The following is a 23,814-nucleotide window of genomic DNA, read 5'->3' on the forward strand; positions in this document are numbered from 1 at the left end:
AGGACTACGGTTCCCCTAAGCAGTCCGCCCTAGGCGGGACCAAATGTTGAACGACCAGGGCCTGGGCATCCGCAAGATCGTCTATTACAGCGAGGAGATCCTGCTCGAAAACGGCCTCTCCCCCGCCGTCCCGGCAGTGCGCGCAACTGCCGCGGCAGTCGTAGCCAACCCCTGGTTGGGTGGAAAGGCCACCAATGACCTGAACGAGGAAGTCATCCGGCTCGCCCCGGTGCTGGCACGCAAACTCACCCACGTGCTAACTAAGGAACTCGGGGGCGTGGACGCAATCGAAGCCTTCGGCAAGGCAGCGATTGTGGGCACCGACGGCGAGATTGAACACGGCGCCGCCCTCATCCACACGCCGTTCTTCGGCAACCTTGTTCGGGAATATTTCGACGGCGAATCGATCATCTGCTTCGCCGACGACCGGGCCGACGCCGGCGCCTCACTCGTCGTACCCCTTTGGCACAAGAACGCCGCCGCCACACGCACGCACTACCAAACCATCACCACCCGGATCAGCGACGCACCCCGGCCCGGAGAGATCGTCGTCGTCCTCGGCGCATCAACCGGACCCCGCCCGCACGCGCGTATCGGGGACCGGCTCACCGACCCCATCGTTAAAGCAGAAAACCTAGGAGAACTAGTTTCATGAGCATTCGAAAAATCGTCACCCTGACCGAAGACGTCCTCATCGAAGGTGGCCGGGAGGTCGCGCCGACTGCGCGGGTCGCCGTCGTCGCCGCCATCGTCAAGAACCCCTGGGCCGGGCAGGGCTTCGTTGAAGACCTCTCCGCCGGGATCGACGCCAACGCCTCCGACATCGGCGCCCTGCTCGCACCCCGCGTACTCGAAGCCCTCGGCGCCCCCGCCGAAGCCTACGGCAAAGCCGCCATCGTGGGCCTCAACGGTGAAATCGAGCACGGTTCAGGCCTCATCCACACCCTTGCCTTCGGAAACCACTTCCGTGACGCTGCCAACGCCACCACGCTACTGCCTGCCGTGGAAAAGCGCGGACCTGCCGGCGTCGTGTTCGACATTCCGCTCAAACACATCACCGATGCGACCATCCGCTCCCACCACCAGAGCATCGAGGTCCGGATCAACGACGCACCCCATGCTGACGAAATCGTGATCGCCCTCGCCGCGGCTGCCCAGGGACGCCCGCAGCAGCGCCTCGCGGCGTTCGCCACAGAAACGAAGTAGGTGACCTCCGTCGTGAGCCGCGTCCGCGTAGCCCTGATCCACGGCGTCGGCCTCGACGGTTCGATGTGGGGACCCCTGCGAGAATTCCTCGAACCGGAATACGATGTTCAGGTTCTCGAACTACTGGGCCACGGACACCGCGGAAAAGCTGCCCCCGAAGGCGTGACACTGGCAGAGCTCGCGGCGGACGTCGCGGAGCGCCTCGAACCGGGCACCCATGTCGTGGGGTTTTCACTGGGCGCCCTCGTCGCGCAGCATCTGGCCCGGTTCCGGCCCGATCTGGTTGCCTCCCTGGTATCCGTCGGATCGGTATGCGCCCGTACGGCCGAGGAACACGCCGCAGTGATGACGCGGCTGGCCTCAGCGGAATCAGACTTTCCGGCAACGGTGGAAGCATCAATCCGGCGGTGGTACCCGGAAGGGTCCCCCGTCCCGGCCGAAATCATCGAGGCGACGAGGGAAGTCCTGCTTCGCAATGACCCCGAGTCCTTCCTGGCCTGCTACCGCGTCTTCGCAACGGCAGACGCGGAAATCGCACCCGAACTCCCCCGGATCACCGTTCCGTCCCACGCCGTGACCGGTGAGCTGGACCCGGGGTCGACGCCGGAGATGAGCGCCCGGCTCGCAGCGGCCATCCCGGGCTGCACATATTCCGTCATCAGCGGGGCTCGTCACATGATGCCAGTGGAACGGCCCCAAGAGCTCGCCAACACCCTGACCGCTTTGTTCAAGGAGCATTCACATGTCCACTGATCGCCGCTACGAACACTTCATCAACGGCGTCTGGGTTCCGCCGTCATCCGGGGAATACTTCGACAGCACCAACCCGGCCACCCTCGATGTGCTGTACCAGGCCGCGCGCGGTAACGACGCCGACGTCGACCGGGCCGTGGCAGCCGCAGCGGCAGCCTTCGAAAATCCCGCATGGAGGGACCTCAGCCAGACGAAGCGTGGGCATCTTCTCCGCCGCCTGGGTGACTTGGTGGGCGAGCACGCGGACGAACTCGCCCGCATGGAATCCGAAGACAACGGCAAGCTCCTGAGGGAAATGCGCGCTCAGCTCGCCGCGATGCCCGAGTATTACTACTATTACGCCGGCCTGGCTGACAAGATCCAGGGCGATACCATCCCTGGCTCCAGCAGAGCGGTATTGAACTACACCCTTCGCGAGCCCCTCGGGGTCGTGGGTGCCATCACGCCATGGAACTCGCCGCTGACGCTGACGACCAGCAAGCTCGCCCCCGCCCTCGCGACGGGCAACACCATCGTGATCAAACCGTCCGAATACACCTCCGCCACCGTTCTGCGCCTGGCCGCGTTGGCCGACGAAGCCGGATTCCCGCCCGGTGTCATCAATGTCGTCACCGGCTTCGGCGCGGAAGCCGGTGCCGCGCTGGTCGAAGACCGCCGGCTGGCGAAAATCTCGTTCACCGGCAGCACAGCCACAGGTGCCCGCATCGCTTCCTCAACCGCGTCCCGCTTTATCGGCTCGACGCTTGAGCTGGGCGGCAAATCCCCCAACATCGTCTTCGCCGACGCGGACATAGCCAATGCGTCCATGGGAGTGGTGGCCGGCATCTTCGCCGCGGCCGGCCAGACGTGCATCGCCGGCAGCCGCGTCTTCGCGCACAAGTCCGTCTACGACGAACTGCTCGAACGGGTCGCCAACCGCGCCCGGAGCATCGTCATCGGCGACCCGCTCCTGGACGCCACCGAACTCGGGCCGCTGGCCTTCCAGGACCAGCGTGACAAGGTCGCCAGCTATGTCGATCTCGGCGTCTCCGAAGGTGCCACGGTCCTGACCGGCGGCGGCCGGCCCAACACCGGCCTCAATGGCTACTTCTTCGAACCCACGGTTCTGACCGATGTGGACAATTCCATGCGTGTGGTCAGGGAAGAGATTTTCGGCCCCGTCGCGGCGATCATGTCGTTTGAAACAGAGGAAGAGGTCCTGGCTCTGGCGAACGACACCAGCTACGGGCTGGCCGCCGGAATCTGGACCACCAACCTTTCCAGGGCGCACCGGATGGCGAGCCGCCTGGAGGCCGGCACCATCTGGGTCAACACCTACCGCGCCATGTCGCCCCAATCACCCCGGGAAGGCTTCAAGACCAGCGGCGTCGGCGTCGAACACGGCATCGAGAGCATCCGCGAATACACCAGGGTCAAGAGCGTCTGGATCAACACCGACGAATCGCCGCTCGCCGACCCCTTCATCATGAGGAGCTGAACACCTTGCCACTTATCGAAGTCTCGATCGCCCGGGGTCGGACCCCCGACCAGCTCCGCTCGCTCATCGACGAGCTGCATCGTGCCGCCGAACGCTCGGTGGGCGCGGCACCGGAAAACACCACCGTCATTGTCCGCGAAATCGAGCATGAACACTGGTCCCGCGGTAACCAAACCATCGCCGAACGCAACGCCGCATCCCAGGAAGCGGCACCCGCCCGGGCAGTACCGGCGAACATCGCCGCAGATCCAAGGAGTAACTAATGCGCTTTTCCCTCTTCGCCCACATGGAGCGCTGGGACGAGACCGTCTCGCACCGTGAATGCTTCGAAAACTTAACGGAACTTACCCTCATCGCGGAAGCCGGAGGGTTCAGCACCGTCTGGATTGGTGAACACCACTCGATGGAGTACACCATCTCTCCCAGCCCCATGCCCCAGCTTGCATACCTGGCAGCGCGCACTTCCCGCATCCGACTCGGCGCCGGAACGATCATTGCGCCCTTCTGGAACCCGCTCCGCGTCGCCGGCGAGACCGCGCTCCTGGATGTCATCAGCAACGGCCGAATGGAAGTGGGACTGGCACGCGGCGCCTACCAGTTCGAGTTCGACCGCCTCATGGGCGGCATGTCTGCAGTCGATGGCGGCAAGCACCTGCGCGAGCTCGTCCCGGCCGTGCGCGCGCTCTGGGAAGGTGACTACGCCCACGACGGCGAGGTCTGGCAGTTCCCGACCTCCACCAGCGTCCCCAAGCCTCTGCAGAAGCCGACCCCGCCCATGTGGATCGCCGCCCGCGACATCTCCTCGCACGAATTCGCCGTCGCCAACGGCTGCAACGTGATGGTGACACCGCTTATGAAGGGCGACGAGGAAGTAGAAGACCTTGCCCGCAAGTTCGACACCGCTGTGGAGAACAGCCCCGGCGTCCCCCGCCCGGACCTCATGGTGCTTCGCCACACGCATGTCCACGCCGCTGACGAGCCCGAGGGATGGCGGCGTCCGGCCGAGGGTATCCAGAAGTTCTACCGGACATTTGATGCCTGGTTCGGAAACAAGACCACTCCCAAGAACGGTTTCCTCGAGCCCAGCCCGGCAGAGAAGTTCGCCGACCGTCCGGAGTTCACGCCCGAGTCCCTCCACCAGACCGCGATGATCGGAACGCCTGAGGAGGTTATCGAGCGGCTTCGCCACTACGAGGCACTCGGCGTAAACGAGTTCAGCATCTGGGCTGACAACAGCCTGACCCATGAGGAGAAGAAACGCTCGCTCGAACTCTTCATCAAGCACGTCGTACCGGCCTTCCAGGAGCAGACGGCTACCGCGGCACGCTGATGCCAACCAATGGCTAAGCCACGACGATGGCTCCCCGGCACTGCAGGCCGGCGTCGGTTCCAGGTGACTGGACCCGGCTCCAGCCTGCAGTGCGCAGCTAGTTAAGAGTCCACATTTCCACGAGCTGAGGCGCCTCCGCGCCATCCCCTTCATCATCCGGAGCTAGGAATATGCTCCTCGCCGACAGCGCCCGTATGCCTCGGACCCGGCAAGAGCGGACCTCCTGCTTGCCCCGAAAACTATGCGAGCGGGAGATGCTCCAAGAGGGTACTCCGGCGACTCTATCTTGCCGAAATAGCCAGGAAGCGGATGGGCAGATCCAGGAGTTCCAGCGGGCCGTGAGGGCCTTCGCCGTCGAGAAGCAGGGAGTCCCCGGCCTCCATGGTGTATTCGTAGGCCCCGTGGCCGTAAATCATCCTGCCGGAGAGCATATAGATGAATTCCGTTCCGGGATGCTGGAACAGCGGGAACACATCCGAGGCATCAGTCAGCGTGACGAGGGTTGGCTCGAGGGCGTCAGTGCGGCCTTTGAGGGTACCGAGCACACGGTATTCATGCCCGTGCTGAGTGCCGCTGCGTACGGTCAGGCTTCCCTGGCCGTTCTTGGTGAACGTCGCGTCCCGGTCGGTGTCCGCGCCGCGGAACAGGGCCGTGACCGGTATTTTCAGCCCGTCAGCGAGCCGCTGCAATGTGGTGAGCGAACACGAGGTGCTGGCGGACTCAATTTTGGAAATCATCGCCTTCGACAGCCCGGTCCGCGCTGCAAGTTCGGCCGCCGACAGCCCCTGGGCGGTCCGGTAGCGGCGCAGCTGCCCGGCTATGACACGTTCGAGCTTGCCTGCCACTCCGTCTTCTGCAGCCTCTACTGACATGCCCGTCTCCCCGTCAGTCTGGTTGGTCACCCAGCCATCATAGGCAGGGCGATGGCTCTATCCGATTATGCGGGCCTCGCCCAGCAGGCCGGCGAGAACGTCGGCCAGGGCCCGGGCCCCAGTTTCGGCGTCTGCGTCGTCGACGAGTTCCTCCGGGGAATGCGAGATCCCTGTCGGGTTCCTGACGAACAGCATGGCAGTGGGGATGTGACCGGCAAGCACTCCGGCATCGTGGCCGGCCCCGGTGGCCAGGACCGGGGCAGCCGGGAGCAGGGTCCGGAGCTGGTCACGCAGGCCGGCGTCAAAGTGGACGGTGGGGCTGAGGGATTCGACGCCGAAGGACACCGTGCAGTCTTCCTCGGCGGCGATGACCTGAGCGTTGAGGTGGACGGATTCGACGAGGGCTGCGGTGACTTCATCCCGGGGGTGCCGGACATCGATCCACATCTCAACCCGGGAGGCGATGACGTTGGTCCCTCCGGGGACGGGCTGCAGCCGGCCCACTGTCGCGCGGGCATCCTTGTAGTTCCTGGCTATATCCCGGATGCCGATCATGATCTTGGCTGCGGCGATCATCGGATCCTTGCGGTCCATCATCAGCGTCGTTCCGGCGTGGTTGCCCTGGCCCTTCACTGACAGCTTCCACCGGCCGTGGCCCAGGATGGAGGAGCCGATGGCCACCGGCTGGCGCAGGTCGATGAGGCCCCTGCCCTGTTCTACGTGGAGTTCAACGAACAGGCCCAGCTGCTGGAGGGTTTTGTGGTCGGCGCCGATGAACCGGGGGTCCTGTCCGTTGGCCGCGGCCACGTCGGCATAGGTGTTTCCGTCCGCGTCCCTGAGATTGCGTGCCTTGTTCGGATCCAGGGCGCCGGTGAGCAGGCGCGACCCCAGGCAGGCGACACCGAATCGGGAGCCCTCCTCTTCCGGAAAGATGGCGATGACCAGCGGCCTGCGGGGCCGGAAGCCCCTGTTCTTGAGAATGTCGACGGCGACCAGCGCGGAGGCCACGCCCAGTGGGCCGTCGTATTCACCGCCGCCGGGAACGGAGTCGAGGTGGCTGCCCGTAACGACGGCATCCTTCCGTGTACCGGTGGCAGTGTCCCACCACGCCCAGATGATCCCGTTGTGGTCGGTGGCGACGTCCAGTCCGCGCCGGCCGGCCTGCTCGATGAACCAGCTCCGCAGCTCGGTTTCGGCATTCGAGAAAACCGGCCGGGAATATCCGCCGCGGCGAGCGTCTGTCCCGACGCCGGAGATGTCCCGCATAAGGCCCGTTACGGTGCCGGTCGCCGGTTTGGTGGCGGAAGAAGTCACGGGCTGTTCCGTTTCTGTAGGTGTGCTTTGGAGTGCCCCGGCCTGCTGGTGCTGGCCGGTTGTTGATACTGGCCGATCAGCGGGTGCTGCTGCGGGTGGTTGCCTGACGGAACCGGGCCGGGACATCGCCGCTGCCGGTGGCCAGGCCGGCCGCCCACCGCCCGATCAGCGGCGCGAACTTCGCACCGTGCCCCGAGCACGGGGATAGGATGGTGATCCCGTCCGCCCTGTCGATGAGGAAGTCCTCATTCGGGGTGTTGGTGAACAGGCACGTGGTCTCGGCGTACGGCTCGGGGTCAACGCCGGGCAGATATTTTCGCACGTAGTCCACTACGCGGCGGCGGTTGTCGGGGTCCACGAGGCCGGTTTGGCCGGCGGCCGACGGGATGAACTTTCCGCCGTTGTACTCAGCGACTTTCTGCCCGGCGAAGCCGGCATCCCGTCCCCCGGGCAGGCCGTAGGTTTGGATGGCCGCGCTTTTGTGGATGAAGGTGGGCCATGCCGGAGCGCTGCCGGGATCGCGGTAGTGGAAGTGGTAGGCCTGCTCCTGCCGGACGGTGATCTCGGGCAGGCCGGCAAGGAACCCGGCGGGGAGATCCAGCTGTCCCAGCAGTGACGGCAGCCAGCCGCCTGCGCTGACGATCACGTTTCCGGCGTCGATGGCCTCCCCCGCTGCCGAGTGGACGCGGTAGCCGGCACCCCGCCGCTCCAGGCTCGCGACGTTCCAACCGGTCAGCAGCCTGGCGCCGTGCTTCAGTGCTTGGTCGATCATCGCGTTCACGGAACGTTCGGCGTCGATCACCCCTGCTCCCGGGTGCCAGAGCACGGGCGTGTCGAAGGCAATCTGCGGCCACCGTGATCGTGCGTCGGCGGCGCTGAGGAGTTCATGCTCCACGCCAGTGTCTGCCAGGATCCCGGCCAGGTGTTCCGGCTGCCGTTCGGGCCCGTAGTCCACGGCCCCGGCAGGGGTGATCAGGTCCAGTGCGCCGGCCCGGCCGAGTTCATCCCAAAGGGTTTTGGCTTCGATGACTGCCCGGGTGTAGAACTCGTCCGGGTAGGCATAACGGAAGATCCGGGCGGACCCGTGGGAGCTGCCGTCATGGGCCGCCGGAACTGAGCGCTCCAGGATGGTCACGTCATGGCCTTGGGAGGAGAGTTGCCAGGCGGTGGCGGCGCCGGCCAGTCCGGCGCCGACCACAACATATTCGGCGGATTCCGGCATTACGTGGCTCCGGGGATCCAGGACGTGCCAGCCAGGGGAACCCGCGCCATGGCGGATGCTTCGATGGTCAGGGCCACGAGGTCTTCGGGTTCAAGGTTGTGCAGGTGCGATTTTCCGCATGCCCGGGCGATGGTCTGGGCCTCCATGGTCAGGACGCGGACGTAGTTGGCCAGGCGCCGTCCGCCGGCGATGGGGTCCAGCCGGGAGGAGAGTTCCGGGTCCTGGGTGGTGATGCCGGCGGGGTCGCGGCCGTCCTGGAAGTCGTCGTAGTAGCCTGCGGCAGAGCCGAGGGCGGCGTATTCGGCGGCGTAGCGGGGATCGTTGTCGCCCAGTGCGATCAGCGCGGCGGTACCGATGGCCACGGCGTCCGCACCCAGGGCCATGGCTTTGGCGACGTCGGCGCCGGTGCGGATGCCGCCGGAGACGATGAGCTGGACCTTGCGGTGCAGGCCCAGCTCCTGCAGGGCCTGGACGGCCTGCGGGATCGCAGCCAGAGTGGGGATGCCGACGTTTTCGATGAAGACCTGTTGGGTCGCGGCGGTGCCGCCCTGCATTCCGTCGACGACGACGACGTCGGCTCCGGCCTTCACGGCCAGGGCGGTGTCGTAGTACGGGCGGGCGGCGCCGATCTTGACGTAGATGGGGGTCTTCCAGTCGGTGATCTCACGCAGTTCGCCAATCTTGATTTCCAGGTCGTCCGGGCCGGTCCAGTCCGGGTGGCGGCTGGCGGAGCGCTGATCGATGCCGACGGGCAGGGTGCGCATGCCGGCGACGCGCTCGGTGATCTTCTGTCCCAGCAGCATGCCGCCGCCGCCGGGCTTGGCACCCTGGCCGAGCACGATCTCGATGGCGTCCGCCTTGCGCAGGTCATCCGGATTCATCCCGTAGCGGGAGGGCAGGTACTGGTAGACAAGGTGCTTGGACTGGCCGCGCTCCTCAGGCGTCATGCCGCCGTCGCCCGTAGTGGTGGAGGTGCCCACCTCGGACGCGCCACGCCCCAGCGCTTCCTTGGCGTTGGCGGACAGCGCGCCGAAGCTCATCCCAGCGATGGTCACCGGGGTCTGCAGGTGCAGCGGACGGGAAGCATGCCGGTCACCGAGGACGACGTCGGTGTCGCACTTTTCGCGGTAGCCCTCCAGCGGGTAGCGGGACATCGAGGCGCCCAGGAACAGCAGGTCATCGAAGTGCGGGACCTTCCGTTTGGCGCCCCAGCCGCGGATGTCATATACGCCGGTCGCGGCAGCGCGCTGGATGTCCGCGATGGTGGCCCGGTCGAAGGTAGCGGACTCGCGCAGGCCCAGCTCAGCAATGTTTCGGGGACGCTCCTGGGCGGGGAGAACCGTATCCTGGGGCAGTGAGGTGATGGTCATGAGGGGTTGTCCTTTAGTACGACGTCGAGTTGTGGACGCTGAAGTGGTAGAGGCTCCGTGCCGAGCCGTAGCGTGTGAAGTCCGCCGGATTATCGGCGCGTCCGGCGGCAGTGAGCAGGCCGGCGACTTCCTCGAGGTGTTCGGATTCCATCGGCTTTTCGATGCAGTCAGCACCCAGAGACGCCACGGTCCCCTTGACGTAGATCCGGGCTTCGTAGATGGAGTCGCCCAGCGCGTCACCGGCGTCGCCGCAGACCACGAGCCGGCCGGCCTGGGCCATGAACGCAGACATGTGCCCGATATTGCCGCCCACCACGATGTCCACGCCCTTCATGGAGATCCCGCACCGGGCCCCGGCATTGCCGTCGATGACCACGAGTCCGCCGTGCCCGGTGGCCGCAGCCGATTGGGAGGCGTCGCCGTGCACGTGCACCTTGCCGGACATGATGTTCTCTGCGAGTCCGACGCCGGCATTGCCGGTGACGGTCACCTCGCCCTTTTGGTGCATTCCGGCCGCGTAGTATCCGGCGTGGCCGTTGATGGTGACGCTGACGTCGGCGTTGATGCCCACCGCGAGGCTGTGCTTGCCTTCCGGGTTGGTGACGGTCCAGGCCTGCCCGTCGGCGGCGTCATGAAGGGCATGGTTCAGTTCCCGGACCGTGCCGCCGGCCAGGTCAACGCTGAAGGAATCAAGGGTGGTTTCCAAGTTTTCGGGGGCTGTCAGAGTGACCATGTGTAGACCTTTCCGGGTTCCGGTTCCAAGATGCGGGCGTTTTCGATGCCGGGCAGGGCAGCCAGGGCCCGGTATTCGGAGGCCATGGCGACGTAGTCGGCGGTTTCGGCGATGATGGCCGGCTTGCAGGCGATCGGGTCCCGGACCACGGCCATGCTGTCGGCGGTGGTGACCACCAGGGTGTAGAAGCCGTCAAAGACCTTGCCCAGGTTGGTCAGCGCGGTTTCCAGATCATCGCCCTGCTGCAGGCGGGAGGCGATGTAACGGGCCCCCACCTCGGTGTCGTTGTCGGAGTCGAACACCACACCGTCGCGCACGAGGCCCCGCCGGATGGTGGCGTGGTTGGAGAAGGAGCCGTTATGCACCAGGCACAGGTCGTCCGCGACGGAAAAGGGGTGGGAGCCTCCGGCGGTGACGGCGGACTCGGTGGCCATGCGGGTGTGGGACAAGCCCTGGCTTCCGGCCAGGGCTTCCAGCCCGTGCTCCGCCGCGATGTCCATCGGGTGGCCCACGCTCTTCATCACGGCTACGTGCTCGCCGCGGCCGATGATCGTGGGGCCCCGGAGGGTTTCGCTGACGGCCTTCACCAGCAGACCGGTGTCGACGGCGGCGCTCACCAGGGTGGTGTCCCCCACAACCCTGACGGCGGTGGATGCGGAGACGGGCAGCAGGGTTTCCAACGCTGCGGTGATGTCACCGACCGGCATGCCCTGGTCCTTGCCCAAGAGGCTCAGGGTGGCGGTGCCCTTGGACACCAGTCCCGGGGTGTCGTAGACGGCGAGTCCGGCGGAGTCCGGTCCGCGGTCCACGATCTGGCACATCATGGAGGACAGGAGGCTGCCCATCTGGGGGTGCAGCCGGGGATTGCGCAGCTGCAGCGCGGCGATTCCGCACATATTGTGTGTCCTTTTCTAGTGGTTGTCAGATCGAGGTCAGGTAGGTTCTGATTTCCCAGTCGCTGACCTGGTTGTGCCAGCTCAGGAACTCTTCTTCCTTGGCGTCCGCGTAGTACTTTCCGATCTCGGCGTCGCCGCTGAGGCTGGCGAGGATGACCGGGTCACGACGAAGGGCCTCGACGGCGTGCAGGAGCGTCGCGGGAAGGGAGTGGGCATCCGGGCGGGCTTCACCCGGGCCCGATGGCGCACCCGGGTCGGTTCCTTTCGCGACTCCGTCCAAGCCGGCTTCGATCGCCGTGGCGATGGCGAGGTACGGGTTGGCGGAACCGTCCCCGGAGCGGAGTTCGATGCGTTTTTCGTCCGGGACGCGGATCATGTGTGTGCGGTCGTTGCCCCCGAACGAAGCCTTCCTTGGAGACCACGTGGCACCGGAGGAGCTGGTGGTCGCCCCTGAGCGCTTGTACGAATTGACCGTCGGTGCCAGGAAGGCCTGGAGTGCCGGGGCGTGCTCCAGCACTCCGCCGATAAAGGAGTAGGCGAGCTCCGACAGCCCCAGTCCGCGTTCGCCGTCGTCCCCCGGAAACAGCGCTTCCGCGCCGGACCACAGGGACAGATGGAAATGCAGGCCCGTGCCGGTCCTGTCCGTAAACGGTTTAGGCATGAACGTGGCGGTCATCCCGCGTTGTTCCGCGAGGATGTTCAGGATGTAGCGCAGGGTGACCACGCGGTCCGCCGTGGTGAGGGCGTCGGCGTAGTTGAAGTTCTGTTCGAACTGTCCGGCCGCGTCCTCGTGGTCGTTGGCGTAATTGCCCCAGCCCAGGCCATTCATCGCTTCGGAAATGGACGTCAGGTGCTCATACATGCGGGTGACGCCGCGGGCGTCGTAGCAGGGGCGGGGCGAGTCATCACGGGAATCGGCCGTGCTCAGGGAGCCATCAGGGTCCTTGTTGACCAGGAAGTACTCAACTTCCGCGCCGATCTTGGCCTGCATTCCTTTTCCTGCCAGACGGCCGAGCGTGTTCTTCAGGATCACCCTGGGGGCGAAGGGCCACGGCTTGCCGTCCACGTGCGGGTCGCAGTGGATGATCGCCAGGCCCTCCTTGATGAACGGCACAGGGGTAAATGAGGTGAGGTCGGGAACTGCGATGAGGTCCGAATCCTGGGGCTTCTGCCCGATGAGCCCTGCGGCGTAGCCGGCGAAACCCATGGCGCCGGCTTCGAGCTCATCCGCGGCTTCGACGGGAACGAGCTTGGCGCAGGGCTTGCCGGTCATGTCCACGAACGTGGCCAGGAGGAACCGCACGTCGTGGGCCTTGGCGATGTCCGCGAGGGAAATCTGTCCGGCTTCGGCCGGCACCGATTGCTCGGTGAGTACTTCAGGGGTTGCGACACTGGTCATCGGAACTGTCCTGTTCAAATTGGTGTTACCTGCGGTGAAACCTTGTTGAACCACAGTAGTCAAAGCGATGTTACGGCCGTACTCCCCGAGTGTTAAATCCGCGTGTCGCGGTATGGCGGCGAACGCAACCGGAATTTTACGTGCGCGAAACCCGCAATCGTTCACTGTCATGAATCATGGTTTCATCCCGCGGTTGCGTTGAGTTCCTCCGCTTCCGCCGGATATTGACTTCCACCCCTTTTGATTGGAGTTCCATGAATTCTGGAGACGTCGCCTGGATCCTCGCCGCAGGCGCACTGCTGTGCATCATGATTCCCGGCCTTGCCCTGTTCTACGGCGGCATGGTCGGGTCCCGCAGAATCCTGAACATGATGATGATGTGCTTCGGCGGAATGAGCATCGTCGCCGTCCTGTGGGCCGTGTTCGGCTACTCCATGGTCTTCGGCAATTCCATCGGCGGTGCCGGACTGCTTGGTGATGTCACCGAGTACTTCGGGATGGAGAAACTGCTGGCCGAGGACCCTAACGCACCCATCCCCGCGGCGCTGTTCGCGGCCTTCCAGCTGTTCTTTGCCGGTATCACCACGGCCATCATCGCCGGGGCTGCGGCGGGCCGAATGAAGTTCGGCGCGTGGGTGACGTTCGCCGCGCTTTGGGCAACCCTGGTCTACTTTCCCGTCGCCCACTGGGTATTCGCGTTCAGCTCGACGGACGGCTCGGTGACCGGCGGCTGGATCGTCAACAGCCTCAAAGCCATCGACTTCGCCGGCGGAACCGCCGTCCACATGAACGCCGGCATCGCGGCCCTCGCCCTCGCCCTGGTCCTCGGACGCAGCGCCGGCTGGCCCAAGAGCGAACACACCAAGCCCCACAGCCGGCCGCTGGTACTGGTCGGTGCCGGGCTCCTGTGGGCCGGCTGGTTCGGCTTCAACGCCGGCTCCGCGCTCACCGCCGGGCAGGCCGCCTCCGTAGTGTTCCTCAACACCGCCGTCGCCGCGTGCGCCGGCCTTCTATCGTGGGCCTTGGTGGAACGCATCAGGCTTGGCAGCGCCAGCAGCATGGGCGCCGCCTCCGGCCTCATCTCTGCCCTCGTTGCCATCACCCCGGCCTGCGGCGCCGTCAGCCCACTCGGCGCCCTCGCCATCGGACTCATCGCCGGCGCCGTCTGCTCCCTGGCAATCGAACTGAAATTCCGGCTCGGCTTCGACGATTCACTCGACGTCGTCGGCGTCCACCTGGTGGGCGGCATCCTCGGAACGCTCCTGATCGGCTTTTTCGCCACGGAGGCCGCGCCCAACAAGGTCAACGGGCTCTTCTACGGCGGTGGATTTGGACTGCTCGGCGTCCAGGCACTGGCAACCCTGGCCGTGCTTGCCTATTCCTTCGTCGTGACATGGGTCATCGCAAAGGTCCTCAACGTCACAATGGGCCTGCGCGTGCATGAGGCCGATGAACTTCGCGGCATAGACATCGCCGCACACTCGGAGGCCGCATACCTCAGCGACGAGGAACCCGTAGAACTCGGCTCCCCGAGCCGTGCCTAAGGCGGCAGAAGACAGTCCGCTGCTTCTGATGCCTCCAGGCCCCACCGGCCGCCTGCCGCGCATCCCGTGGAGGAACGCGGCAGGCATCACCCGGGAAGTTGCCGTAGATACGGCTCCGGCAGGGTCGCCATGCTTCCGATGGAGGCTCAATGTGGGCGGCATTGACCACGACGGCGCTGGTTCTGCGTGTCTAGTCCACCCGCCCCACGAAGTGCTCGTAGGGTCAAAACATGCCGAGAGGACGAGCGGAGAACGGGCCGGGAGCTCATCCCCTCTTGGTGGGCCAAACCTCGATCGATGACGTTCTGAAGGAGCAGTACGACCTGACTCCCCAACTGCCTCTGCATTGGGGCGCTTTTCAGACCACTCCACCAGGCCAACGCCGCGATCCCGCCGACTCGGAACCCGTGGCTCCAAGGGTCCGGTGAGAACCGCCAAGAACGAATCAACATCAGCACTCGTCCGAAAGACTGCGGGGACAAACGGGATTGCGGGCAGCCTCCAACCTGAGCAAGCCCAAAGCGAGGCGGCATACAGCGCGCCGGCCAGCTGCTTCGATTAGGGCGCTGTCGTCTCCCTATGGGCCAGCCACCGATAGGCGTCGTTACGTCACCTTGCGCCAGCAATCCGCCAAACACTGATTCCCGCGGCCTGAGGGTGCCATTTGCAACTACCCGGTCCTGACATATGGTGATACGCACCACACGATTTCCGTGTGGGACTAAAGGAGACTCTCATGCTGCTTTGGATAGCGATCATTATCGCAGTTCTCTGGCTTCTCGGCCTGCTCGGCAACATCGGCGGCGGGTTAATTCACATACTTTTGGTCATCGCCGTGGTCGTCTTGATCATCCACTTCATCCGCGGCAGGTCACGCGTTTAGATACGAAACTCTGGTCCGCCGCTGCGGGACGGCGAGATGTGAGCTGTTGCCGCATTCTCGGGCAAGGCTCTGAAGTTGACCACATTCTTCAATCGTCTCTGCGATCCGGTCGCCTCCGCCGTCTGTCCGCCAGATTGTCTGGGAGCTGGTGCGCAGCGTGAAGCAGCGCCCGAGCTTTAGGGAAGCCCCCAAGTAGAACCGCAGCTAGACGGATCGAGCATCCACGAAACCGCGCTGACGAATCCTCAGCTTCGGTGGAGAAATTGTGATTGGGGAATCGGCTTCGAATGCGCCAACCACGTCGACAAGGCAGCTGAGTCCTCTTCGGCTGTTTCGCCAATAGCCACCGCCTCGTGGGCGACGGCAGGACCTGAGCGAGGTTGGGAATGGCTCTAGTCGTTCTCCCATACCAGTCCGAGGAAGTGGAAGGCAGTGGTGAGTTCGTGGCTGTCGTGTTGCAGCTCTTCGGCCAGCGATTCCTGGATTCTCGGCGTGGTGGGAGAATCGCCAGGGCGCTCGAAGATCGCCCAGAGCTGGAGATCATCACCGTGGCGGGACGCGAAGGTGACGCCATCGAAGTCTGTCATCTCGTAGAGCCAAGAGGCGACAGCCTGGGTAAGGCGACGCGGGCGGGCGTCTTTCAGGGCAGCGGCGTCAAAGTCAGCCAGACCCAGACTGAGAGCCAGGCCAATGAAGTGCGGGTACAGGGCCGCGACGCTGCCTGAGGCGGTCACGGCACAGTACCGCCCGGACAGCCCTGCGGACACGGCAGCGCGCACATCAAGCCACTCCCTGGGGACCTGCCCCGGGACGATGGTGGGGTGCAGGACCTTATCCTCATCGTCCTCAACGATCTCGTCCAGCTCCATACTCAGCCGTGCATCCTTGCGGAAATGTGCCAGAACCTCCAACAGGCACGCCAGCAGGGACGAGCCGGCGTAGATGGTGCGGAAGTTGCCGTGGAGGTCATCCCACCGGCCCGGGAACCGGCCGTCTGTGGCCCATTCCCAGCCGCTCCAGGCCCACGGTTCCGGGCGGAAGCCGACACGCCAGACCCTGCCGGCGGCCTCGGCCGCCGTCAGTTCTGCAGACGCCACCCGGTCAGCCCGCGGCCGCGAATGCGCGTGCAGCGGCCAGCACCTGCGGGCCGGCGTCGTCCAGCTGGCCTTCGCGGAGCAGGCGCGCCGGCGGGACGTCCTCCAGCTGCGGGTTCATGCCCTGGAACCAGGCCTGCACTACGGCCCGGGAATCACGCTCCGCGAGCAGGGCGGCCACGTGGTAGGCGGTCCTTAACCGGTGCATCACGTCGGCGGAGGGCTTCCGTTCCCCGTCGGCCCATTGCCGGACGGCGCGGGTTTCCTTCACGGAACCGATGTAGGCGACCAGCTTTGCGCCGAGCAGGTCTCTCAGATCACGGACCAGCACGTCATCGGCCAGCCGGATGGAATCCTGGTGCGCCTTCAGCCCGCCGCGGGCGCCTGTCACTGCTGTCATGCTTCATGATCCCACGAAAACCCGTGCCGGATCAAGGTCTGAATCCCATGCAGAATCACAAGCGGTTTACGCCGATAAGCGTGATTATGTAAGCCTACGGCCGAGAAGGGGCTTCCGGCCGGGCTTTTTGCCACACCCGACGGGCCCCCCGCGTCCCGGTTCGCGGCAATAAATCCAGCTCCGGCCGGTGTGTTGCATGGATCACATCTGGTCTTGGTTGTCCGGGGTGCCACAGCGTTGTGGCACCCAACTTAGAGCAGAGAAGATTTCGTGACGACAGACAAGCTTCGAGTGCTGGTCCAGGAATTGGACTGGTGCCCGCGAAACCTTGAAGAGTTCTGCGGCGGCCACCTTCGGTCCGGGGGCTGGCGAAGAAACGGCACCGGGCGTGTAAGCCTCGCCGTCCGTGGCACCGGTTGTGCACTCTCCCGTCAAGCAACCCTGTACTGCCTGCCCGTTTAGGAAGACTCCACCGATCAGCCCTGGCGGAACTGCCCGGCCTCCGTACACGCGCAAAGCATGGATGCTGCGGTCCTCGTTGCTGCTGGTTCGGTAATGTCAGATCATGATCCCCACCGTTGCCGTGCCGGCGCTGTCCTCTTATCACTGGCTGGGCATCCCGATCGCCATGGCCGGGGCGGTCCTGCTGGCCCTGGGTACCCTGTTCCAGCACAGGGCCGTCGAAGATCAGCCCGCAGCACGGGGCCGGGCGGCCGGGAGCATGGGTGGTGGGCGCCTGCAGGCCCTCCTGGGCAAACCGGTATGGCTGGGCGGAACGGCCATGATCGGGGCGGCGATCCTTTTGCAGCTCACGAGCCTGCGGTTCTCTCCCCTGATCGTCGTCCAGCCCATCGGTGCGGTGGCCCTGGTCGTGACCACCGTGGCCACCGCCCTCACGACACGCAGGTCTCCTGGCCGCCGCGCCCTCACATCTGTGGCCCTGTGCGTGGCCGGTGTGGGTGCCTTCGTTGCTGTCGCCGCAGTGTCCGCCGAAGACGTTGAAATCAGTGACCGGCACCTGATCACGATCCTGGTCGTGCTCGGCGTCGTCCTCGCCGCACTGGCAGTGGCCTACGGGCGTTGGCGCCGCCGGTGGGGCGCCATCGTGTACACCGCCGCGGCCGGGATCCTGTTCGGCTTCGTCGCGGCCCTGGCCAAGACCGTCATCGCCCGGCTTTTCCAGGGCGACTTTGAATGGTTGTCCCTGACCTGCCTGGCCGGGCTGGTCATTGCGGCTTTGTCCGGAACGTTCCTGGTCCAGACAGGACACACGCGCGGCTCATCCGAGCTCGTCGTCGCCGGACTCACAGTCATCGACCCGCTCGTCGCGGTAACCATTGGCATCACCATTCTCGGAGAAGCCGACTCCGCCCCGCCTCTGGCGTTCATCGCCTTCCTCCTCGCCGGCGCCACAGCCATCGCCGGCGTCATCCTGCTCGCGACGGTCAAAAAGGTACCGACCACCCGAGCCGCATGACAGGGCCGGGTCAACCCCTGGCCGGCCAACGGGAGGGTGCCGGGCCATCATGCCTCGCTAGCCTGCGCCGCTTCCGGACGAGCGGATGGGATGCACTACTAGATGGCTGCTTCCCTGAATCTACCCACGCTTGCTTCGGCGGGCGTTCGTGGCCCCGACGGCTCACCCAGCCCGAGCCTCACGGGCAGTACCAAGCGGGCACACCGGAAGTCCTGATCTGCAAATGCAGCTGTCAAGGACGGCGTGTTTGGTGGCGGTTAGGGGCTTTGGCCGGGCCGCGGATGTCGAGTTGGGGGTCTTCGAGATGGGCTTCGGTGGCTACCCGGTTTGTGGGCCGCTTCGGCGGAATCTGGCCCTCGGCCGCAAGTCCTGCTGCAGGTCTCACCGCTCGGCGCCCACCGAGATGATCTGCCGGGCGTTCTGCGCACTGTGCAGCAGGTTACCGACATAGCCGTCGTCGTGAAAAATGCCCTGCGTATTCGGCTTTGAACCCTCGCGGAAGGGCTCTGCTGCCGCAACCCGCTCCGTTGGCTCTTTCGACAGTGCACTGTCCAGGGCCGACAGCCCCTCCAAGTACAGGCTTTGTTTATCGCTGTATCCATCTGGTGTGAAACCCAGCACCGTCCCAAGATCATGTCCCGGGGGGCCTAGGGGCTTCACTTCAGCGTAGGACGGAAACCGGCGGTGGAAAGCATCAACATCGTCGGGTGTGATGCCATCCTTGTAGGTGAACTCTCCCAGCTCGCCCCAGTCAAAGGGCATCTTGAAGTGCGGCTTGTACCTCTCGGTCTCCCGTGTCACCGCATAGAACTCCAGTTTGTTTCCGTCGAAGACTGCCCGGACGGTGTAGTCCTCATGCCGATAAATGTTCAGCACGGGTTCATGCGACTCCGTCGGTTTACACCCGATCTCCGAGCACAGGTCCATGGACTGGCGGGGTTCGCCCAGTCGGCTGCTTACCGACGAGATTGCATCCCCCAGCGCCAGGGAAGCCACGGCATCCTGCTCGCGCTGGTTGTGGGTGATCACGGCCCAGGCGTCGGTGCCGAGTTGGCGCACATCGTTGAAGGCCGCAATCACGGCTAGAAGAAACACGATGAGGACCGCCCAGCTGCTCTTCTTGTGTTTTTGAATTATGTGCACAAGGCGTGCGGGCACACCCTTCTCGTCTTGAGCTTCATCTGCCATGACGCCCCCTGTCTTCGGGACCCGCTCATGCCGGTAATTCTATGGTGCACCCGCACCTCCCCGCGAGGTCATGAAAATCCCCCAGATGCTTCAAGTAGGGGCGGTATTAGGTAGCTAGTCCCCCTGATGGGCGTCGGAACTGGACTTAGTGGGGTGGGCGTTCATCAATGCCCGCGGCACATTCATGATCGCCATTCGGCGTCGTCGGGCAGAACCCGGCCCCGGGGATGTGGAGCTCCCCCGCGCCGGTTCTGTCCATCTGGAACCCGAGGGACCCGGCGCTGGCCGGGATAACTTCCGCTTCGGTGACGGCCAAGCCCTTGGCCATGGCACTGAGCGTGTCCCGGTCAGGGAAGTTCTTCACCGGCCGGTTGCCGTCGGCCATCTGCTGCAGCCACCACCCGGCAGGCATGCCGCCGCAGTCTTCAGCCCGGCCAAGGCAGGTTGACGGAATATCCGTTATCAGCGTTTGAAAATAGGCGGGGAAGTTACCTAAGGGAGAGCTTGCCGTGCACCTTTTGGGGCTGGAATGGGTCACCTATAGTGGCAAGGAACTGTTAAGTAGGACGCGCAGAGTTCGCCGTCCCTAGCGGTGTGGTGTTTCCGTGAGGTGGTGTGTGGGGATCCTGTCCCTGTCGTAGGTGATTTCCTTGTAGCCGTGCGGCTCGGGCTTGCCCTGGCTGTTCAGGTTCACGAACACGATCTCCTCGATGGTGAGGATGCTTCGTCGGGTGATCATGTTCCGGACTTCCGCTCGCATGGTCAGGGAGGTCCGGCCAAATTTAGTTGCCGTTAGACCCATTTCTATAAGGTCTCCTTGGACTGCTGAGCTGACGAAGTTGATTTCCGAAATATACTTCGTCACCGCCCGGCCATTGCCCAGTTGGAGGATGGCATAGATTGCTGCTTCCTCATCAATCCATTTCAGGAGGCTTCCACCGAACAGGGTGCCGTTGGCGTTTAGGTCTTCTGGGCGCACCCATTTTCGCGTGCGGAAGGTTATATCGGAGGATTCCATGGTGTGACCTTGCTTCTGCAGTGAAGATGGTTTACTTTTCATGTCTTTGAGACGAGTTCCGGCGGACGTAGCAGCGTCCCCCATTGGTGGGCTATGGCTCGACACCGGCGAGGCTGTCGGGACGACCGGCCCAAACCTGGTCCGCAAGCGTGAGGACCGGTGGCAGGGCCGGGTTGTCCGAATCCCCGCGCCAAGCCATCCTCAGGTAGACCGGCAGTGTCTCGTCGAGCACCCGCAAGAACCGTACATGCGGGTCGGTCACGTTTTCCGCGACAGAGGAAACCGTCAGGGAGCAGCCTACTTCGGCTCCAACCAAGGCCATTGCGGTCCACGAATCAGGTGCACTTTGCACGATGTCGGGATCGAACCCGGCTCCCAGGCTCAACCGGCGCAGGCGGTCGGTCAGGACGGAACCTTCATGCGGGGGCAGTGCGACGAACGGCTCGCCAGCTAGTTCTGCGAAACGAACTTCGCCTTGCGAGGCTAGCCGGTGTGATGCAGGGACGGCCATCACGAGGTGTTCCTCCACGATGATGCGGGACTTGACGCCCGCGGGCACAAAATCCCAGCGGCCAAGACTGATATCAACTTCACCGCGGAGGACCCGGGCGAGGGCCGGGAGTGCGAAGTCCTGGCTGTTGAGGCGAACTTCTATGCCCGGGTGGACCTTTCGGACTTCCCGTGCCAGTACGCCCACAAGAACATGGGTTGACGCGCCGGCGTAGGCAAGCTTGACCATTCCCGCCTCTCCGCGGCCAGCGGCAAGTGCGCCAGCCCTTGCACGCTCCGCTGCAGCCAGGATCTCCCGGGCTGATGCCATCAGGGCCACTCCCGCCGCCGTCAGCTGGACGCTGCGTGTGCTCCGTATAAAGAGGTCGATCCCTAGATCCCGCTCAAGCTGTCGCACGATGCGGCTGACGGGCGGTTGGGCCATATGGAGCCGCGTCGCAGCGCGGCCGAAATGCAACTCCTCCGCCACGGCGAGGAACACCCGTATTTGTTGAATCTCCATCCCGCCATTATTGCAGAAGCATCAATAATCAGGCCTTCAATAAGTATTGGACGCACTGTAATCCCCGGTGGGATAGTGAAAAAGAACCCGCTATGGAAGAGGACCCATGACACTGCAGAGCAACGCCGCTCCCCTGGCTCCAGGGGCTGCTGCTCACGACCGCCAACCCGATCACGCACGCCGGGACGCCTTCGGTCGCAACGTCAGCGGTCCTTTGGCCGGAATCGTCATTGCCGACTTCAGTCGGGTCCTCGCCGGACCGTACTGCACCATGCTCCTGGCGGACATGGGTGCCACGGTCATCAAAGTCGAAAGCCCCGCCGGCGATGAAACACGGGCCTGGAAGCCCCCGGTCTTCGATGGCCAATCCACGTACTACCTCTCAATCAACAGGAACAAGAGATCCATCGCATTGGACTTCGGCGATCCCGATGACATCGACACGGCACGGAACATTGCTGCGGGCGCCGACGTCGTCATCGAGAACTTCAAACCTGGCGGGCTGGACCGCTTCGGCCTGGACTACGCGTCCATCGCCGAACGCAACCCCGCTGTGGTCTATGCGTCCATCACCGGGTTCGGCTCGGCCGGCGGAGCGGCCCTGCCGGGTTATGACCTGCTCGTCCAGGCCATGTCCGGGCTCATGAGCCTCACCGGGGACCCGGAGTTTCCCGCGTACCGTTCCGGTGTTGCGGTCTTTGATGTCATCACAGGACTCCATGCCGCCATCGGCGTCCTGTCAGCGCTGCACGAACGCAGCCAAAGCGGCCGCGGACAACGCATCGAGGTGAACCTTATGTCCTCGGCCCTGTCCGGCATGGTTAACCAGACCGGCGGATACCTGCTCAGCGGAAACGTGCCCACCCGCATGGGTAACGAGCACCCCAGCATCTACCCCTATGAACCGCTCCCCACCGCGGACGGGGAAATCATTCTGGCCATCGGCAACGACCGGCAGTTCCGGACGCTCTGCAACGTCATCGGTGAGCCCGAACTTGCAGACGATCCCCGGTTCTCCACACCCCCGGACCGCAGCCTCAACCGATCGGCGCTGCGCCCCATCCTGCAGGAACTGCTGGCCGTCAGGACCGCATCGGAGTGGTTCGACATCTTCACCGAGGCAAGGCTGCCGTGTGCTCCGATCAACGACGTCCGCAGTGGGATTGATTTTGCCCAGCGCCTGGGACTGGAACCGGTCGTGGACGTGGGCACCGGTGAGGATTCCATCCCCGGCGTCCGTAACCCGATCACCTTCTCAGCGACACCCGCCAGCTATGACCTCGTGCCGCCAGGCATCGACGCAGACCGGGGGGACATCCTCCAGTGGCTGCAGTCAGCGACGCACGGCTAGCCCTCTCCCACAAGCAGCCACCCCACAAGCACCCAGTACCCGTCCGCGGAACCATAAAGGACCTGTCATGACAACCACTACAACTGCCCGCACCGCCGTGAACTCCGACTACTTCAACCTCGACGATGAGCTGGCGCCCGAAGAGCTGGCCATCCGCGACAAAGTCCGCCAGTTCGCCGAAGAACGCGTCCTTCCCATCATCAACGACTACTGGGAACGGGCGGAGTTCCCGGACGAACTGCTGCCCGGCCTCGCGGAACTCGGCATCATCGGGACCTACATCCAGGGATACGGATGCCCGGGAATGAGCCGCAAGGGCGCGGGAATGGTCGCGCGCGAAATGGCCCGCGCTGACGGAAGCATCAACACCTTCCTGGGCGTCCACTCCAACCTCTGCATGGGCGCCCTGTACATGCTGGGCAACGAGGAGCAGCGGCAGCACTGGTTGCCTGCCATGGCCCGGCTGGAGAAAACGGGTGCCTTCGCCCTCACCGAGCCTAACCATGGGTCCGACACGGTAGCGCTGGAAACGAGCGCCCGCCGCGAGGGAGACACCTGGATCATCGACGGCCACAAACGCTGGATCGGCAACGGCCACGCGGCCGACGTCGTGGTCCTGTTCGCCCGCAACACCGAGGACGGCAAGGTCAACGCCTTCGTCGTCGAAAAGGACGCGGACGGAAACCACCCGGCCGGCTACAACCCCACCGTCATCACCGGCAAGATCGGCAAACGCGCCATCCTGCAGGCCGACATCGTCGTCGAGGGCATGCGGATCCCGGAGACCAACCGGCTTCAGAACTGCAGGTCCTTCGCTGACGTCTCCCGCGTCCTGCAGGCGACCCGTGGCGGTGCCGCATGGGAAGCAGTCGGCCACGCAATGGCCTGCTTCGAGATTGCAGCCGACTATGCCGCAAAGCGGGTCCAGTTCGGCAACCCGATCGCCAGCTACCAGCTGGTCCAGCACCGGCTCGCCAACATGCTCAGCGAGCTGACCGCGATGCAACTGATGGTCAACCGCATGGCTGAACTGGCCGAGAAAGGCACCCTGACTAACGCCATGGCGTCCATGGTCAAGATGGCCACCGCGCAAAAGGGCAAGTGGATCTGCAACGAGGCACGGGAATTGCTCGCCGGCAACGGTCTCCTGCTCGAAAACCATGTCGCCCGCCACCTGACCGATATGGAGGTCGTTTCCACCTACGAGGGCACTGACTCCATCCAGGCACTGCTCGTAGGCCGCGACATCACGGGAATCTCAGCCTTCCGCTGACC

At 64.5% G+C, this 23,814-nt stretch carries 25 protein-coding genes; 12 read left to right on the forward strand and 13 right to left on the reverse strand.

The window, feature by feature from the left end:
* Window positions 1-43: 43 nt before the first annotated feature.
* From LQ144_RS06740 to LQ144_RS06765, 6 genes are read left to right on the forward strand one after another with little or no spacing between them, the layout of a single operon-like run.
* Entirely contained in the window at window positions 44-655 is a 612-nt protein-coding gene (locus LQ144_RS06740; protein ID WP_230117803.1) for an amino acid synthesis family protein, read from the forward strand.
* The gene (locus tag LQ144_RS06745) at window positions 652-1,206 is read left to right on the forward strand and encodes an amino acid synthesis family protein (protein ID WP_230117804.1); all 555 of its coding nucleotides are present in this window, start codon (window positions 652-654) and stop codon (window positions 1,204-1,206) included. The genes LQ144_RS06740 and LQ144_RS06745 overlap by 4 nt, the downstream gene beginning before the upstream one ends.
* The gene (locus LQ144_RS06750) at window positions 1,207-1,959 is read left to right on the forward strand and encodes an alpha/beta fold hydrolase (RefSeq protein ID WP_230117805.1); all 753 of its coding nucleotides are present in this window, start codon (window positions 1,207-1,209) and stop codon (window positions 1,957-1,959) included. It begins immediately after the preceding gene.
* A complete protein-coding gene (locus LQ144_RS06755; protein ID WP_230117806.1) occupies window positions 1,949-3,436 on the forward strand; it encodes an aldehyde dehydrogenase in 1,488 nt (495 codons plus the stop codon). The genes LQ144_RS06750 and LQ144_RS06755 overlap by 11 nt, the downstream gene beginning before the upstream one ends.
* A 5-nt stretch (window positions 3,437-3,441) precedes the next feature.
* A complete protein-coding gene (locus LQ144_RS06760) occupies window positions 3,442-3,699 on the forward strand; it encodes a tautomerase family protein (RefSeq protein ID WP_354962131.1) in 258 nt (85 codons plus the stop codon).
* Window positions 3,699-4,766 (forward strand): LLM class flavin-dependent oxidoreductase, encoded by a 1,068-nt coding sequence (locus LQ144_RS06765; protein WP_230117807.1) that lies wholly within the window; start codon window positions 3,699-3,701, stop codon window positions 4,764-4,766. The genes LQ144_RS06760 and LQ144_RS06765 overlap by 1 nt, the downstream gene beginning before the upstream one ends.
* 281 nt (window positions 4,767-5,047) lie before the next feature.
* Here LQ144_RS06765 and LQ144_RS06770 read toward each other — a convergent pair whose 3' ends face one another.
* The 7 genes from LQ144_RS06770 to glnT all read right to left on the reverse strand — a co-directional run bounded on the left by LQ144_RS06770 (window position 5,048) and on the right by glnT (window position 12,572).
* A complete protein-coding gene (locus LQ144_RS06770) occupies window positions 5,048-5,668 on the reverse strand; it encodes an XRE family transcriptional regulator (RefSeq protein WP_230117808.1) in 621 nt (206 codons plus the stop codon).
* A 27-nt stretch (window positions 5,669-5,695) separates the two neighbouring features.
* Window positions 5,696-6,904, reverse strand: a complete 1,209-nt coding sequence (locus LQ144_RS06775; protein ID WP_230117827.1) for an allantoate amidohydrolase — start codon at window positions 6,902-6,904, stop codon at window positions 5,696-5,698.
* A 124-nt stretch (window positions 6,905-7,028) separates the two neighbouring features.
* Window positions 7,029-8,174 carry an FAD-dependent oxidoreductase gene (locus LQ144_RS06780; RefSeq protein ID WP_230117809.1) on the reverse strand — a complete coding sequence of 382 codons (1,146 nt, stop codon included), beginning with the start codon at window positions 8,172-8,174 and terminating at the stop codon, window positions 7,029-7,031.
* Window positions 8,174-9,544: an FMN-binding glutamate synthase family protein gene (locus tag LQ144_RS06785; RefSeq protein WP_230117810.1), complete on the reverse strand. Its 1,371-nt coding sequence runs from the start codon at window positions 9,542-9,544 to the stop codon at window positions 8,174-8,176. The genes LQ144_RS06780 and LQ144_RS06785 overlap by 1 nt, the downstream gene beginning before the upstream one ends.
* Window positions 9,545-9,557: 13 nt before the next feature.
* A complete protein-coding gene (locus LQ144_RS06790; protein WP_230117811.1) occupies window positions 9,558-10,277 on the reverse strand; it encodes a protein glxC in 720 nt (239 codons plus the stop codon).
* Window positions 10,265-11,173, reverse strand: coding sequence for a glutamine amidotransferase (locus tag LQ144_RS06795; RefSeq protein ID WP_230117812.1), 909 nt, complete (start codon window positions 11,171-11,173; stop codon window positions 10,265-10,267). The genes LQ144_RS06790 and LQ144_RS06795 overlap by 13 nt, the downstream gene beginning before the upstream one ends.
* A gap of 25 nt (window positions 11,174-11,198) precedes the next feature.
* Window positions 11,199-12,572 (reverse strand): type III glutamate--ammonia ligase, encoded by a 1,374-nt coding sequence (gene glnT / locus LQ144_RS06800; RefSeq protein WP_230117813.1) that lies wholly within the window; start codon window positions 12,570-12,572, stop codon window positions 11,199-11,201.
* 254 nt (window positions 12,573-12,826) lie between these two features.
* On the opposite strand from glnT, the gene LQ144_RS06805 reads away from it, so the two are divergent.
* The 3 genes from LQ144_RS06805 (at window position 12,827) to LQ144_RS06810 (ending at window position 14,999) form a co-directional block, all read left to right on the forward strand.
* Entirely contained in the window at window positions 12,827-14,116 is a 1,290-nt protein-coding gene (locus tag LQ144_RS06805; RefSeq protein ID WP_230117814.1) for an ammonium transporter, read from the forward strand.
* Between the two features lie 28 nt (window positions 14,117-14,144).
* Entirely contained in the window at window positions 14,145-14,417 is a 273-nt protein-coding gene (locus LQ144_RS23080; protein ID WP_354962132.1) for a HutD family protein, read from the forward strand.
* Between the two features lie 435 nt (window positions 14,418-14,852).
* Complete coding sequence (locus LQ144_RS06810) at window positions 14,853-14,999, forward strand: lmo0937 family membrane protein (protein ID WP_230117815.1); 147 nt, start codon at window positions 14,853-14,855, stop codon at window positions 14,997-14,999.
* Between the two features lie 392 nt (window positions 15,000-15,391).
* Here the strand turns inward: LQ144_RS06810 and LQ144_RS06815 are convergent, their stop codons facing one another.
* Entirely contained in the window at window positions 15,392-16,096 is a 705-nt protein-coding gene (locus tag LQ144_RS06815) for an RES domain-containing protein (protein ID WP_230117816.1), read from the reverse strand.
* A 4-nt stretch (window positions 16,097-16,100) separates the two neighbouring features.
* Window positions 16,101-16,493 (reverse strand): hypothetical protein, encoded by a 393-nt coding sequence (locus tag LQ144_RS06820; RefSeq protein ID WP_230117817.1) that lies wholly within the window; start codon window positions 16,491-16,493, stop codon window positions 16,101-16,103.
* 565 nt (window positions 16,494-17,058) lie between these two features.
* Between LQ144_RS06820 and LQ144_RS06825 the strand changes: the two genes are divergently transcribed.
* Complete coding sequence (locus tag LQ144_RS06825; protein ID WP_230117818.1) at window positions 17,059-17,970, forward strand: multidrug DMT transporter permease; 912 nt, start codon at window positions 17,059-17,061, stop codon at window positions 17,968-17,970.
* A 381-nt stretch (window positions 17,971-18,351) separates the two neighbouring features.
* Here LQ144_RS06825 and LQ144_RS06830 read toward each other — a convergent pair whose 3' ends face one another.
* The 4 genes from LQ144_RS06830 to LQ144_RS06845 form a co-directional block, all read right to left on the reverse strand.
* On the reverse strand, window positions 18,352-19,158 hold the full coding sequence (locus LQ144_RS06830; RefSeq protein ID WP_230117819.1) for an ETEC_3214 domain-containing protein: 807 nt from the start codon (window positions 19,156-19,158) through the stop codon (window positions 18,352-18,354).
* A gap of 145 nt (window positions 19,159-19,303) precedes the next feature.
* Window positions 19,304-19,570 carry a hypothetical protein gene (locus LQ144_RS06835; protein WP_230117820.1) on the reverse strand — a complete coding sequence of 89 codons (267 nt, stop codon included), beginning with the start codon at window positions 19,568-19,570 and terminating at the stop codon, window positions 19,304-19,306.
* A 174-nt stretch (window positions 19,571-19,744) separates the two neighbouring features.
* Complete coding sequence (locus LQ144_RS06840; protein WP_230117821.1) at window positions 19,745-20,176, reverse strand: hotdog domain-containing protein; 432 nt, start codon at window positions 20,174-20,176, stop codon at window positions 19,745-19,747.
* A gap of 91 nt (window positions 20,177-20,267) precedes the next feature.
* A complete protein-coding gene (locus tag LQ144_RS06845; RefSeq protein ID WP_230117822.1) occupies window positions 20,268-21,188 on the reverse strand; it encodes a LysR substrate-binding domain-containing protein in 921 nt (306 codons plus the stop codon).
* Window positions 21,189-21,294: 106 nt separating this feature from the next.
* Between LQ144_RS06845 and LQ144_RS06850 the strand changes: the two genes are divergently transcribed.
* Window positions 21,295-22,539 (forward strand): CoA transferase, encoded by a 1,245-nt coding sequence (locus tag LQ144_RS06850; RefSeq protein WP_230117823.1) that lies wholly within the window; start codon window positions 21,295-21,297, stop codon window positions 22,537-22,539.
* A 67-nt stretch (window positions 22,540-22,606) separates the two neighbouring features.
* Window positions 22,607-23,812 (forward strand): acyl-CoA dehydrogenase family protein, encoded by a 1,206-nt coding sequence (locus LQ144_RS06855; RefSeq protein WP_230117824.1) that lies wholly within the window; start codon window positions 22,607-22,609, stop codon window positions 23,810-23,812.
* Window positions 23,813-23,814: the final 2 nt, after the last annotated feature.

The sequence above is a fragment of the Arthrobacter sp. Bi83 genome (assembly GCF_918698095.1).
Lineage (GTDB): Bacteria > Actinomycetota > Actinomycetes > Actinomycetales > Micrococcaceae > Arthrobacter.

Bases quoted from the DNA above. Each gene is read 5' to 3' on its own strand.
- LQ144_RS06740 (WP_230117803.1), top strand. From the start codon at position 44: ATGTTGAACGACCAGGGCCTGGGCATCCGCAAGATCGTCTATTACAGC.
- LQ144_RS06745 (WP_230117804.1), top strand. From the start codon at position 652: ATGAGCATTCGAAAAATCGTCACCCTGACCGAAGACGTCCTCATCGAA.
- LQ144_RS06755 (WP_230117806.1), top strand. From the start codon at position 1,949: ATGTCCACTGATCGCCGCTACGAACACTTCATCAACGGCGTCTGGGTT.
- LQ144_RS06765 (WP_230117807.1), top strand. From the start codon at position 3,699: ATGCGCTTTTCCCTCTTCGCCCACATGGAGCGCTGGGACGAGACCGTC.
- LQ144_RS06775 (WP_230117827.1), bottom strand. From the start codon at position 6,904: ATGCGGGACATCTCCGGCGTCGGGACAGACGCTCGCCGCGGCGGATAT.
- LQ144_RS06780 (WP_230117809.1), bottom strand. From the start codon at position 8,174: ATGCCGGAATCCGCCGAATATGTTGTGGTCGGCGCCGGACTGGCCGGC.
- LQ144_RS06785 (WP_230117810.1), bottom strand. From the start codon at position 9,544: ATGACCATCACCTCACTGCCCCAGGATACGGTTCTCCCCGCCCAGGAG.
- LQ144_RS06790 (WP_230117811.1), bottom strand. From the start codon at position 10,277: ATGGTCACTCTGACAGCCCCCGAAAACTTGGAAACCACCCTTGATTCC.
- LQ144_RS06795 (WP_230117812.1), bottom strand. From the start codon at position 11,173: ATGTGCGGAATCGCCGCGCTGCAGCTGCGCAATCCCCGGCTGCACCCC.
- glnT (WP_230117813.1), bottom strand. From the start codon at position 12,572: ATGACCAGTGTCGCAACCCCTGAAGTACTCACCGAGCAATCGGTGCCG.
- LQ144_RS06805 (WP_230117814.1), top strand. From the start codon at position 12,827: ATGAATTCTGGAGACGTCGCCTGGATCCTCGCCGCAGGCGCACTGCTG.
- LQ144_RS23080 (WP_354962132.1), top strand. From the start codon at position 14,145: ATGCCTCCAGGCCCCACCGGCCGCCTGCCGCGCATCCCGTGGAGGAAC.
- LQ144_RS06810 (WP_230117815.1), top strand. From the start codon at position 14,853: ATGCTGCTTTGGATAGCGATCATTATCGCAGTTCTCTGGCTTCTCGGC.
- LQ144_RS06820 (WP_230117817.1), bottom strand. From the start codon at position 16,493: ATGACAGCAGTGACAGGCGCCCGCGGCGGGCTGAAGGCGCACCAGGAT.
- LQ144_RS06825 (WP_230117818.1), top strand. From the start codon at position 17,059: ATGATCCCCACCGTTGCCGTGCCGGCGCTGTCCTCTTATCACTGGCTG.
- LQ144_RS06830 (WP_230117819.1), bottom strand. From the start codon at position 19,158: ATGGCAGATGAAGCTCAAGACGAGAAGGGTGTGCCCGCACGCCTTGTG.
- LQ144_RS06835 (WP_230117820.1), bottom strand. From the start codon at position 19,570: ATGCCTGCCGGGTGGTGGCTGCAGCAGATGGCCGACGGCAACCGGCCG.
- LQ144_RS06840 (WP_230117821.1), bottom strand. From the start codon at position 20,176: ATGGAATCCTCCGATATAACCTTCCGCACGCGAAAATGGGTGCGCCCA.
- LQ144_RS06845 (WP_230117822.1), bottom strand. From the start codon at position 21,188: ATGGAGATTCAACAAATACGGGTGTTCCTCGCCGTGGCGGAGGAGTTG.
- LQ144_RS06850 (WP_230117823.1), top strand. From the start codon at position 21,295: ATGACACTGCAGAGCAACGCCGCTCCCCTGGCTCCAGGGGCTGCTGCT.
- LQ144_RS06855 (WP_230117824.1), top strand. From the start codon at position 22,607: ATGACAACCACTACAACTGCCCGCACCGCCGTGAACTCCGACTACTTC.